Genomic DNA, 12,892 nt, shown 5'->3' on the forward strand with positions numbered 1-12,892 from the left:
AAAATTTAAAGAATTTGGGCTTTGCCGTTTTTCATAACAACCGTATCTTCTATTCTTACTCCAAACTCATTTGGAAGATAAATTCCCGGTTCTACGGTGAAAACCATATTTTCTTCGATAATTACATCCGATTTTGAATTAATATTGGGAAATTCATGAATATCAAGTCCTACTCCATGTCCGGTGCTATGAACGAAATATTCTGCAAAACCGCCTTTTTCAATCACATCTCTTGCCAATTTGTCAATTTGTGATGCTTTCATTCCTACCCTTGCTTTTTCAATGGCATTTAATTGGGCTTTATAAACCAAATCATAGATTTTTTGGTGTTTTTTATTTTTGAAAAACTGTTCTCTTTTAAAAGAGAATTTTTCAAAATTCGCATTTGAAGTACAAGTTCTGTCAGAGCAATATCTTTTATATTTCACTCCTGCATCGACTAAAATCAAATCATTTAATTTAAGTTTTTTTGATGTAGGCAAAGCATGAGGTTTTGCCGCATTTTTATTGATAGCAACAATGGGATCAAAACTTAAATCGTATTTTCCTTGATGGCTCATTTTTTCTATAGCTTTAAAATGTAATAGATTTTCACTCTTTTCAAAACCGTTTTTTCTAATATATTTTGCAAGGTTTTTAAACCCGCTTCTTCCTATTTGAGCCGCTTTTTTCAGAAGTTCAATCTCTTTGTCGCTTTTTATAACTCTTTTCTCTTTTGAAAAATTCTCTTCAGGTTTAAATTCAACTTTTATATCAGAAGTCAGTTTTTGATAAAATGACAGTTTAAAATCATTTGGATCAAAAGTGATTTTTTTGATTTTTGATTTTTTTAATAATTCTTGAACATCTTTTATAAAATCGGAACTTTGTATAACAATACAGTTTTTTGCATACTCTTGTGCTTCAGTTGTATATCTTGCATCGGTTATAAAATATTTATCACTTCCTAGATTCAGAAAAACTACATTATCGCAAGAGAAACCACACTCATAAAAAATAGCATTTTCATTTAGTAAGATATAGTTTTTCATATTTTTCCTTTTAATTAAACAAAATTTGAATATAATCTTACCCAAAATTTATAAAAGGAAATATAATATGAAAATAGCGGTAATTCAAGGTCCAAATCTAAATATGCTGGGAATTAGAGAAAAACATATTTATGGTCCAATGAGTTTAGAACAAATTCATGAACAAATGAAAGCAAGTGCAGAACAAAACGGGGTTGAACTTGAATTTTTTCAATCAAATTTAGAGGGTGAAATCGTAGATAGAATTCAAGAGTGTTTAGGTACGGTTGACGGAATATTAATCAATCCTGCTGCTTTTTCACACACTTCAATCGCAATCAAAGATGCATTAAGTGCGGTAAATTTACCAACTGTAGAAGTTCATATTTCAAATATTTATAAAAGAGAAGAGTTTAGACAAAAATCTGTAACAGCAGGAGCTAGTACGGGTGTTATTTCAGGATTCGGTCCTTTTGGTTATCATATGGGATTAATCGCTTTAACTCAAATTGTATCAGAAGTAAAAGCTATTCAAAATCAACAAAAACCTGAAACACCGGCACAAAATAGTTAAAATGAAAATTTTAAAAGCATCATGGGTAATCTCTTGTGATGAGAATAACACCATCATAAAAGATGGTGCTGTTGCTTTTGACAAAAAAATTATTGCCGTTGCTACGGAAGATTTTATAAAAGAGAAATATCCCGATTCAAAAATTGAAGATTTGGGGGAAAACTCTGTTTTAATGCCAGGACTTATAAACTCTCATATCCATTTGGAATTCTCTTCAAATACTACGACTTTGAAATACGGAAATTTTATGTCGTGGCTAAACTCTGTAATAACTTCAAGAGAAAAGCTGGTAAAAAATGCAACAAAAGAGTTGATTAAAGAGAAACTTGAGTTTATAAAAAGAAGCGGTACTACTACAATAGGAGCAATCTCTTCTTACTCTTTTGATTTGGAACCTTGCTTTAACAGTGATTTAAATGTAGTTTACTTTAGTGAGGTTATCGGAAGTAAACCTGATATGATAGATTCTCTTTTTGATGATTTTAAAGAAAGATTAAAAAGTGCAAAAGAGAAAAAAAGAGAGGGATTTTTCCCTTCAATTGCCATTCACTCTCCATATTCTGTTCATCCTTTTTTAATAAGAGAGAGTTTGAAAATTGCAAAAGATGAAAAAATGGCAGTAAGTACGCACTTTTTGGAATCACCTGAAGAGTTTGACTGGTTACACAAAGATGAAGGCGGTTTTGTCGAGTTTTTTAAGAACTTTTTAGGACAAGAAAAAGCAGTAACCAAACCTATGGAATTTTTAAATCAGTTTGAGGGGGTAAAACCTCTTAGTTTTACTCACTGTGTTGAAGCTAGTAAGAGTGATTTAGAAAAGATAAAAGATTTAGATGCTGTTATTAACCATTGTCCTACATCAAACAGAGTTTTAAATAATTCAAGACTTAAGATACAAAATCTGCTTGATTTAGATATTCCTTTTGCAATAGGAACCGACGGGCTTAGTTCAAATAACTCTTTATCGATGTTTGATGAATTAAGAAATGCTTTAATGATACATACGGAGCAAAACGTAGTTGCTTTTGCCAAACTTTTAATCCTTGCAGCTACAAAAAACGGTGCAAAAGCTTTGGGTTTAAACAAAGGTATTTTAGAAAAAAACGCAGATGCAGATTTAATAGCAATATCTCTGCCCGATGAGGTTGAAGATGAAGAGGATTTATGTCTGAATATCATCTTACATACAAAAGAGGTAAACAAAACAGTAATTGGAGGGAATTATGTTTGATTTTATAAAGAAACTTTTTTATCCGATAATTGCAATTTTAGATTTTATTACAAAATATTTTAAAACAATAGTATTTTTGACTATTGTTTATTTTTTTGTATCAAGTTCTACTGAAAATGCAATAAATACAGATAGTTTCCAACAAGCGAATTTACAAAAAATTGAACTTTTCGGTGCTATTATGACAGCAGATAAAGTTTTAGCCAAAATTGAAGAGGCAAAAACTAATAAAAATATCAAAGGTGTACTGCTTGATGTAAACTCTCCGGGAGGTGCAGTTGCTCCATCTGTTGAATTAAGTTATGCAATAAAAGAGTTAAGTAAAATAAAACCCGTGGTAGCTTATGCAAGCGGAGTTATGGCAAGCGGAAGTTATTATGCTTCTATCTGGGCTGATAAAATAGTTGCGAATCCTGGAGCAATGGTAGGTTCAATAGGTGTGATTTTTCAAGGTGCAAACTTTGAGGAGCTTATGGAAAAAGTCGGAGTTAAAACTCAAACAATAAAAGCAGGACTTTATAAAGAGTCAGGAACACCTACAAGGCAGTGGACTACTTATGAAAAAGAGGAGCTTGAAAAAGTTATAAAAGATACATACAATATGTTTGTAGGTGATGTCGCAAAAGCAAGAAAACTAAAAGTGGAAGATCATACTAAATTTGCAAATGCACATATTTTTACCTCTTCACAAGCTAAAAAAGTTGGACTAGTAGATAGTGTTGCAACGCTTTCATATGCGAAAAACTTAATTATAAAACTCTCAAAAGTTCAAAAACCTGTTTGGAAAAAAGAGGATAAATTCGATAAATTTTTAGATAGAGTTATCAGTGAAGCAGTTACAAATTTTTCTGTTATGTTTAACTCTAATTTAAAAGCATATTAGAATAGAGGCAGGACTAAAAAATCTTTCTTTTCATATTAATGGGGTAAAAGTATGGTAAACTTTGCTCCTTTTTGAATATTTTGAGCTTTGATTATTCCATTAAATTGATTTTTTATAATAATTTTTGACATATAAAGTCCAATACCAGTAGAGGGTTTGTCTTTTTTAGTATTAAAAGGTTCAAATATATCATTAATTGGATAAATTTTTATCCCTCCTGCATTGTCTTTAATACTCAAAACTATATATTTACTGGAATCTTTTAAATTAATTGTAATAGAAGGTGATTCGATTTTATTTGATTTTATTATGTCTATACTATTTTGAATGATTGATAAAACAATATGGGCAAGACTATTTGAATTCCCATATATATTAATTTTTGAATCAATTCTTTTTATTAATGTTACTTGGTTTAATTTGAGTATAGAATCAAGGATTTTTAAAGCTTGATTAATTGATACTATGGGATTAAAAATACTATTATCTGTTTTTTTATAGAAATCTTGAAAATTTGTAATAGTTTTAGACATAAATTGAATAATTTCTTCATTGTCAAGTGTTTCACGTATAATCTCTTTATCTTTTGTTTTTTTTCTGATATACATACAATTAAAACTTAGTTGAGATAACGGTTGTCTCCATTGATGTGCAATAATTGCTATCATTTCGCCTAATGCCGCAAACTTAGACTGTTGTTCAAGAATTTTTTCATTCAATTTTTCTTTTGAAATATCTTGAATATTTGCAACTATTGCAACTTCTTTATTCTCTCCACTAGAACCCAAAGAGATTCTTATCGGGAACTTCTCTCCTTTTTTATTTAACGCTTCTGCTTCTTGAACTTTATTAAAGTTTTTAGAATTTAATATATTATATTCTTTTGGAATAATTTCTTTGAATCTTGCTTTATTTAACATCTCTTCTTTAGTGTATTTGAATATATTTTCTGCCTCTTTATTGAATGTCCTGATTTTCAATTGGCTGTCTAATGTGATAATGGCATTAGTACTTGATTCAATAACTGCATTGGAAAACTCTTTCTCTTTTATGAGTTCATTTGTACGGTTATTTATTTTTCGATTTGCAGGCATAAAAATAAATAAAGCTTCGAAGAACAAAGTTATTAAAGTAAAGATTAAAATATATGATTCAATTTGTTGTAACTTATTCGTGTTTTCTTGGGCTTCCTTTAAATAAACTAGTACAGCTTTTTCTAAATCAACTAATAATTTTTCAGAATTTTTTAATACGTAGTTTTGACTTCGACCATCTCTATTATTATAAAATCTTTTTGCATGGAATAGATATTTTTTTACTTTTTTATCTAAATTTACTTTTTTACCATAATATATAGAATGCAACTCTTTTGACATTTTTATAGATGTGAGTTTTTTATGAGTATCTTCCATTTTTTTTATTCTAACTTTTAGTCTGTCAACTTTATAATAAATTGCAAAAAATGCAATTTCTCTGGTGATAATTTTTTGATTACCGCTCATATTTACAAGTTTTGCATCATTTGATTGGATAGATAAAAGTTTGCTTAAATTAAAAAATGCTAGTATAGATAAAAAAGCAATAATAGTTAAAGCTAAAATATATCTTTTTGTAAAACTAAAACTTTCAAACATAAATATCCTAAACGTTATTTAATTTTATAATGCTATCATAATTTGCTAAAATTTGATTAATGGATTATTCTAATGACAGAAAAATGTGAAATAAAATTAAAAAAATCTTCTATCCTTTTAGCAGAAGATGAAGATTCTTTAAGGAATAGTTTTAAAAAAGTTCTATTACTTTATGTTCAGAAAGTTTATACTGTATCTGATGGAGAAGAGGCTTTAGATGTTTATAATAAATATAAACCAGATATAATAATTACTGATCTAAAAATGCCGAAATTAAATGGATTGGACTTAATAAAAATAATTAGAAAAGAAAATGAAAATATACCTATTATCGTTACTAGTGCCTATACTGATCAAAGTTTTTTATTAGAGTCCATAAAATTATCTTTAGTAGAATATGCAATAAAACCATTGCGAGAAATAAATTTATCACAATTACTTGAAAGATGTGCAGAAATTTTATTAAAAAATTCAAAAACAATTATTGATTTTGGGAAAAATGGTTTTTATGATTACAATAATAAAACTTTTTCTTTTCAAGGTGATATTATTCTTTTAACTAATAAAGAAATTGATTTTTTTGAACTTCTTCTTGCTAACAGAGGAACTTTAGTTACTAAAAACGATATAGAAGATAAATTGTATATTTATGATGAAGTTCCTCCTAGTGCCTTAAAAAATCTTGTTTTTAAATTAAGAAAAAAATTAAAAGCAGATATTATTAAAACAATTTCCAAACTTGGATATATGATAGAATAAAATTTTACTTAATAATTTATTCTAAATTTATAAATACAGCGACTCAAAAGAAACTTGGCTTATTATACAATTACTTTAAGATAAAATATTAATATTATAAGTAAAGTTTGAATTAATAATAGTGGTTGTTTCTTTTAATTTAACCTTATCTTTATATTGATATTTATCAGATTAGAATGTTATTTCTAATATATTTAAAGGAGGAGAAGTTAAGATGGAAAAGTCATTTAATAAAGTTTCTTCATTGATTTTAGGTACTGCTCTTACTGCTTCAGTAGCTTCTGGTGCAACAGGAGAATTGAGTAAAGTAATGAAAGAAAGAGGTCTCTCTGAGATTGACGTTGTTAGAGCTGCAAAAACTTATAATCCAACGGGAGTAAAAGATAAGTATGTAGTATTTTCTTCCGGTGGACAATCTGGACAAATGATTGTTTACGGTGTACCCTCAATGAGACTATTAAAATATATAGGAGTATTTACTCCCGAACCATGGCAAGGATATGGGTATGATGAAGATTCAAAAAAAATCTTAAGACAAGGAAATATTAGAGGTAGAGAAATTAATTGGGGAGATACTCATCACCCAGCACTTTCTGAAACAGATGGAAAATATGATGGTAAATGGTTAGCAATTAATGATAAAGCAAATCCCAGAATTGCAATTATAGATTTAACAGATTTTGAAACGAAACAAATTGTAGTTAATCCAGTTTTTAAATCTGATCATGGTGGAGCATTTTTTACTCCAAATTCTGAGCATATATTGGAATCTGCTCAATATGCTGCACCTTTTGACAATAATTATCACTCTATTGAAGATTATAAAGAAGAATATAGGGGCGGTGTTACTGTTTGGAAATTTGATCCTAAGATAGGAAGAGTTATTCCTAATGATTCTTATACAATTGAAATGCCTCCATATATGCAAGATTTATCTGATTCAGGTAAAGGTATCAGCAATGGATGGGGTTTTACAAACTCATTTAATTCTGAAATGTATACGGGTGGAATTGAGGTTGGAATGCCCCCTAATGAGGCAGGAATGTCAAGAAATGATACTGACTTTTTACACGTTTATAATTGGGAAAAACTTTATAAATTATCAAAAAATCCTAAAAATGTAAAAATGATAAATAATCATAAAGTTATTCCCATGGATGTGGCAGTTAAAAATAATGCATTATTTTTAATTCCTGAACCAAAATCACCGCACGGTGTTGATGTTGATCCTACCGGTCAATATATAGTTGTATGTGGTAAATTAGATACTCACGCATCTGTATATGATTTCAAAAAAATCAAAGAACTTATTAATAATAAAGAATTTGTTGGAAAAGATCCTTATGGTATTCCTATTTTAGATATGAAAAAAACACTCCATGGACAAGTAGAATTAGGACTTGGACCTCTGCATAATCAATTTTCACCAGTGGACGGAGAAATTTACACTTCATTATATGTTGATTCTCAAGTTGTAAAATGGAATTTCAAAACTTTAAAAGTTCTTGACAAACAAAATGTTCATTATAATATTGGACACTTAGCTGGAATGGAAGGGAAATCTGCTGATCCTCAAGGTGAATATATTATTGCATTAAATAAATTATCAATTGATAGATTTCAGAATGTTGGTCCATTACATCCTCAAAATCATCAACTAATTGATATAAGTGGAAAGAAAATGGACTTATTAGTTGATATGCCTTTACCTTTAGGTGAACCTCATCAGGCAGTTGCAATTAGAGCTAGTAAATTGCACCCTCATGTAAGATATGAAATGGGTACAAATACTAAAACAGGTAAACAACATATCGGTAAAACACTTGCTGGACAAGAAAGAATTGAAAGAGATGGTAAAAATGTAAAGGTTTATGCAACATTGGTTCGATCTCATATTAATCCAGAAAGAATAACTGTTAATAAAGGTGATAATGTAACTATATATATTACAAATTTGGAAAGAGCAGAAGATGAAACTCACGGTTTTACTGTTGACAATTATGATCTTCACGGTTCTTTAGAACCTGGTGAAACAATAGAATTAAATTTTAATGCAGATATTGAAGGGGTTTTCCCTTACTACTGTACAGAATTCTGTTCAGCGCTTCATTTAGAAATGATGGGATATCTAATGGTCAAAGATCCTAATAAAAAATATGTTAGTTCTCAAAAACTAAAAATGAAAAAAATGAGTCCAGAAGAATTAAAAGCTGAATATGACAAAACAATTGCTGTTAATAATGCCACAGATTCTGTTATTCAATCTGTTGTCAAATTTTTAAAAGATAATAATTATCAAGAACATAAGGTTGTTGCAAATTTAGTAAAAGATGCCCTTGATCAATATAATAAAATCCCAGAACAAAAGAGAAAAGCGAATGAAGCATTGAAAAAAGGTGATGTTGAAAAAGCAATTTTATTTGAAAATATGATATGGCAATTGATGGTTAAAACGGCAGATGTTGGTATAAGAGCAAAAGATTCATTAGTTAGACTTGTTGCCACAAAGCAAAGTACTGCAGCAGCAAGAGGTGAAACAGCATTTGCAGAAGGTGGTTGTAATGGATGTCATGTTATCGGTAAGGTATCATCTGGACCGGATTTAACAGGTGTATTACAAAGACATGAAAATGGTATTGATTGGGTTAGTAGATTTATTTTAGCTCCTGAAACTAAATATAATGACCCTTATGTAAAAGCTATGATTGATTACTTTAATTTAAAAATGCCTAATCAACATATGAATAAAGAAGAAGTGAAAGATATTATTGAATATCTCAAATGGGTTGATGAAAATGCTAATCTTTTCTAAAGCTTAAAAAATAAAAAGAAAGAAATTTTTTCTTTCTTTTTATTATTGATTTTTAGTTGATTATTTCAAATATGAATAGGTTTTAAAATATTAATTAGCTTTAGTTTATAGTTTAAAACTTAATGGAGGAAAATATGCACAAAAGTTTTATTAAATCAAAAATTTATGCAATGATTGCATTATTTATTATGACAGTTGGATTTACTTTTCCAATGGTCTCTTTTCATGGTACTCTAAATAAAATCCATGATAATAAGGTTAAAGAAATATCTCCTTTTACAAAGAAGATATGGAATTTTTATAATCAAGGAAGATATAAAAGTACTACTACTCCAGAAGAAGCTCATAATAATCTTGAAAAGATGATAGAGACTTCTTCTGAAATTGGTGTTGCGTCATTCCCTATATGGACATGTTCTTTAGAAGCTCCTAATTATCCTAAAAAAGCTTTTCCTGAAGGAATCCCTGTTTTTTTTCATTTTGATGGATTTTCTGGCGAAGTTCATGAAATGAATACAATTAATCATTATGTTGGAATGGACCCTATGTGGAGAGGAGGTAGATTTGAGAGAGAAATAGGTGCTTATGCCCTTTTAGGACTCTCATTATTTATGATATATTTTATTCTTTATCATAAAAAAATACTTAATTATGTAATGTGGATTTCAGCTTCTTTACCTCTTATCTTTTTGGGAGAGTATTCTTATTGGTTATATTGGTTTGGACACAATCTTCATGACTGGGGAGCTTTTAAGATTAAACCTTTTATGCCAACAGTATTTGGAGATGGCAAAATTGCACAATTTACAACACACTCTTATCCTAATATAGGTTTTTATACTCTTCTTGCAATTGGAATTTTTAGTCTTTTAGCTGTTTTATCGAGAAATAAAGCTTTAAAAGAGACAAAAGAGTTAGTAAAGGATAAATGATGTTGCGTTTATTTGTTGTTTGTTGTTTTATTTTTATTAATTCTTTATTTGCTAATTTATTACAAGAAACAATAGACAATGCACCTGAAGGTGCCATATTAAAGCTTCCTAAAGGTTTATATAAAGGGTCTATTGTAATAAATAAACCTTTATCTATTATAGGTAAAGAGGAGGGAGTTATCATAGATGGTGAAGGAATTGGAACAGTTATTCAAGTTAATAGTCCTTATGTAACAATAAAAAATTTAATTGTACAAGGAAGTGGAGACAGACATGAGAATCTTGATGCCGGGATAAAAATAACTAATTCAAAACAATCTGAAATATCAAATTGCATAATTAGGGATTCTTTATTTGGTATTGATGTATCAATGACGAATAACTCTATTATTTCAAATAATTATATTACTTCAAAAAATCTTGCTTTAGGTTTAAGAGGTGATGGACTTAGACTTTGGTATTCAAATGATAATATTATTACAAAAAATAAATTAGTGAAATCAAGAGATATGGTAGTTTGGTATTCTCATGGAAATGAAATTTCTGAAAATTTTGGAGAATATAACAGATACTCTTTACATTTTATGTATGCAGGAAAAAATTACGTTAAAAATAACATATATCAATACAATTCTGTAGGAATATTTTTTATGTATAGCAAAGATACTATTGCTGTGGGAAATGTAATAAAAAGTTCATTAGGAGCAACAGGCATGGGAATAGGATTAAAAGATGTATCTAACTTTACATTAAAAGATAATACTGTTATTTATTGTGCTCAGGGAGTTTATATTGATAGATCGCCTTTTGAACCAGATACAAAAAACTGGATAGAAAATAATAAAATTCTATATAATTCAGAAGCTGTACATTTTCATTCAATTAGTGAAAATAATGTAATTAAAGGTAATACTATATTGGGTAACATTGAAGATATAGTAAATGATAGTAGAGGTACTAAAACAGATAAAAATGAGATTGTGGGAAACTATTGGGATAATTATCAAGGATTTGATAAAAATCAAGATAATATAGGAGATACACCACATAGAGTTTATCAATATGCAGATCAGTTATGGGTATATAATCCAAGTGTAAAATTTTTTTATGGTTCTCCCGTAATATCATTATTGAGCTTTCTTGCAAAGCTGGCTCCATTTAGTGAACCTATATTTTTATTACAAGATGAAAAACCAAAATTAAAATTATAAGGATTGATAATGGATAATATAAAAGAGAATAGAAGAAATTTTATAAAGTTTTCAACTCTGGGGATTTTAGGATTAGCATTGGGAGGTGGAGTCGTTATTAGCCCTCATCTTTTACGTGCTGAAATGAGACTTAGACCTCCTGGAGCAGTTCCTGAGCAAGAATTCCTGGCTCTATGTATTAAATGTGGGCAGTGCTTACAAGTTTGTCCCTATCATTCAATAAAACTTTCTGATATTATAATGGGACATGGGATAGGAACTCCTTATATTGATCCAAGAGAAAGAGGATGTTATGCTTGCAATGCAGTCCCTTGTGTTCTTGCCTGTCCCAGTGGGGCTTTAGATCATGCCTTAGAAAAATCTGAAGATGCACATATGGGTATTGCAGTTTTAGAATTTCCGAATAGATGTTTAGCTTTATCTAATACTCCTGTTCCTAAAGGACATAGTAAAAGGATTCATGATTTTATAAATGAACAAAACAATGTAACTCAATTAGAGAGGGATATGTTGAAGAAACTTGATGCTTTTGAAGGTAAACAGTGTACAATTTGTGCGGATATGTGTCCTTTACCTAATCCTTTAAGTGCCATTTCAATGGTTAAAAATGATGATGGGGAAAAACCTGAAATTTATGAGGGATGTATAGGATGTGGAGTTTGTGAAGAGCTTTGTCCTTCAAAAGAACCTGCGATAGTTATAAAGCCAAGATTATCTTATGAAGATTATTATATTAAAGGAATTAAATCATGATAAAAAAAATATTATTAAGTATTGCAATTACAATTTTTATTATAGGTTGTACGGAAAAAAAAGATAATAAAGAAACAAATATTTCAACAGATGGAGAAACTCCTTTGAAAATAGAAATAGAAGAAAATAAAAATGCAAAAGAGATAAAAGTAATAGAAAAAGAAAAAACTGGAACGCAAAAAGAGGAGTCATATTATTTAAGTTACAATATAAAAAATGAATATGATCCAAATTCTCAACCAGCGAATAAAGATGCATCTGTCAGAGTAAAGCCAAGAACAAATATTGAAGCAAATATGAATGTACGAAGCCCTTATGAAAAAATAAAAATTTCATTGCTTGTAAAAAAACTTAGTAAAGATTTTATTGTTAAATGTTCTGCTTGTCATAATGATTATGCAAATGGAATAATTGGTCCATCTTTATTGGATAAAGATTCTAAGTTTATATATGATGCTATTATGAATTTTAGAAATGAGAAAAATAAAAATATACTTATGTCAGACCTTGTAAAGCAAATGGATAAGAAGGAGATAAAAAAAATTGCCGATGAAATCTATGAGTTCAATAAAAATATTAGGAATTTAAAATGAAGAATATAATAGCAATAGTTTCAACTGTTATAGTTATGGGGTTAATATTATATGTTTACAGCAAAGGACCTGCTTATCAAGGAGGAGAAGCCGGACGTATAATTGAAGATTTGAAAGTTGTTCAACAAGAGATTAAGGTTGATTCAATAAAAGAGAAAAAAAATTTAGAACAAGAAAAATTAAAAGCTTTAAGAGATAAAGTAGGTAATACTGCACAATTTGAAGTGAGTAATGCTTATAAGAGTAAATGCTCTTCTTGTCATGGAGTTGATGGTTCCGGAACACAAAATGGTAAGAAGCTTATGGGACCATCTTTAATTGGGCAAAGTGAAGAGATGATATATAAAAATTTAGTTGATTTTAAAGCAGGAAGAAAAGAAAATCTTATTATGAAAGGTTTATTGATAAATCTTTCAGATAATGAACTTAAAAACTTTGCTAAAGAAATTTCACAATTTAAAGTAAAAAGAGATGCTTTAAATAAAAATTAATAGGAAAAA

12 protein-coding genes are annotated in these 12,892 nt (G+C 28.9%); 10 read left to right on the plus strand and 2 right to left on the minus strand.

Annotated elements, in window-relative coordinates; all coding sequences use genetic code 11:
* Positions 1–5 precede the first annotated feature (5 nt).
* Positions 6–1,046: a M24 family metallopeptidase gene (locus AANAER_RS03310; RefSeq protein WP_267898129.1), complete on the minus strand. Its 1,041-nt coding sequence runs from the start codon at positions 1,044–1,046 to the stop codon at positions 6–8.
* A 52-nt stretch (positions 1,047–1,098) separates the two neighbouring features.
* On the opposite strand from AANAER_RS03310, the gene aroQ reads away from it, so the two are divergent.
* Genes aroQ through sppA form a run of 3 tightly spaced genes read left to right on the plus strand, consistent with a single transcriptional unit; the run spans position 1,099 to position 3,698 of the window.
* The gene (gene aroQ / locus AANAER_RS03315) at positions 1,099–1,584 is read left to right on the plus strand and encodes a type II 3-dehydroquinate dehydratase (protein WP_044416030.1); all 486 of its coding nucleotides are present in this window, start codon (positions 1,099–1,101) and stop codon (positions 1,582–1,584) included.
* 1 nt (position 1,585) lies between these two features.
* Entirely contained in the window at positions 1,586–2,815 is a 1,230-nt protein-coding gene (gene mqnF / locus AANAER_RS03320) for an aminofutalosine deaminase family hydrolase (RefSeq protein ID WP_129082406.1), read from the plus strand.
* Complete coding sequence (sppA, locus tag AANAER_RS03325; protein ID WP_044416026.1) at positions 2,808–3,698, plus strand: signal peptide peptidase SppA; 891 nt, start codon at positions 2,808–2,810, stop codon at positions 3,696–3,698. Before mqnF ends, sppA begins: the two co-directional genes overlap by 8 nt.
* Before the next feature lie 35 nt (positions 3,699–3,733).
* Here the strand turns inward: sppA and AANAER_RS03330 are convergent, their stop codons facing one another.
* The gene (locus tag AANAER_RS03330; RefSeq protein WP_129082407.1) at positions 3,734–5,332 is read right to left on the minus strand and encodes a PAS domain-containing sensor histidine kinase; all 1,599 of its coding nucleotides are present in this window, start codon (positions 5,330–5,332) and stop codon (positions 3,734–3,736) included.
* 72 nt (positions 5,333–5,404) lie between these two features.
* Here AANAER_RS03330 and AANAER_RS03335 point away from each other — a divergent pair, with 72 nt between their 5' ends.
* From AANAER_RS03335 to AANAER_RS03365, 7 genes are all read left to right on the plus strand, one after another.
* Positions 5,405–6,091: a response regulator transcription factor gene (locus tag AANAER_RS03335; protein WP_044416021.1), complete on the plus strand. Its 687-nt coding sequence runs from the start codon at positions 5,405–5,407 to the stop codon at positions 6,089–6,091.
* A 214-nt stretch (positions 6,092–6,305) separates the two neighbouring features.
* Entirely contained in the window at positions 6,306–8,903 is a 2,598-nt protein-coding gene (gene nosZ, locus AANAER_RS03340; protein ID WP_129082408.1) for a Sec-dependent nitrous-oxide reductase, read from the plus strand.
* Between the two features lie 134 nt (positions 8,904–9,037).
* The gene (locus AANAER_RS03345) at positions 9,038–9,835 is read left to right on the plus strand and encodes a hypothetical protein (protein ID WP_044416019.1); all 798 of its coding nucleotides are present in this window, start codon (positions 9,038–9,040) and stop codon (positions 9,833–9,835) included.
* Positions 9,835–11,046, plus strand: a complete 1,212-nt coding sequence (locus AANAER_RS03350) for a nitrous oxide reductase family maturation protein NosD (RefSeq protein WP_407646590.1) — start codon at positions 9,835–9,837, stop codon at positions 11,044–11,046. The genes AANAER_RS03345 and AANAER_RS03350 overlap by 1 nt, the downstream gene beginning before the upstream one ends.
* Positions 11,047–11,055: 9 nt before the next feature.
* Positions 11,056–11,799 (plus strand): 4Fe-4S dicluster domain-containing protein, encoded by a 744-nt coding sequence (locus AANAER_RS03355; protein WP_129082409.1) that lies wholly within the window; start codon positions 11,056–11,058, stop codon positions 11,797–11,799.
* Positions 11,796–12,392: a c-type cytochrome gene (locus tag AANAER_RS03360; protein WP_129082410.1), complete on the plus strand. Its 597-nt coding sequence runs from the start codon at positions 11,796–11,798 to the stop codon at positions 12,390–12,392. The genes AANAER_RS03355 and AANAER_RS03360 overlap by 4 nt, the downstream gene beginning before the upstream one ends.
* The gene (locus AANAER_RS03365; protein WP_044416012.1) at positions 12,389–12,883 is read left to right on the plus strand and encodes a c-type cytochrome; all 495 of its coding nucleotides are present in this window, start codon (positions 12,389–12,391) and stop codon (positions 12,881–12,883) included. Before AANAER_RS03360 ends, AANAER_RS03365 begins: the two co-directional genes overlap by 4 nt.
* Positions 12,884–12,892 lie beyond the last annotated feature (9 nt).

The organism is Halarcobacter anaerophilus (assembly GCF_006459125.1).
GTDB classification, from domain to species: domain Bacteria; phylum Campylobacterota; class Campylobacteria; order Campylobacterales; family Arcobacteraceae; genus Halarcobacter; species Halarcobacter anaerophilus.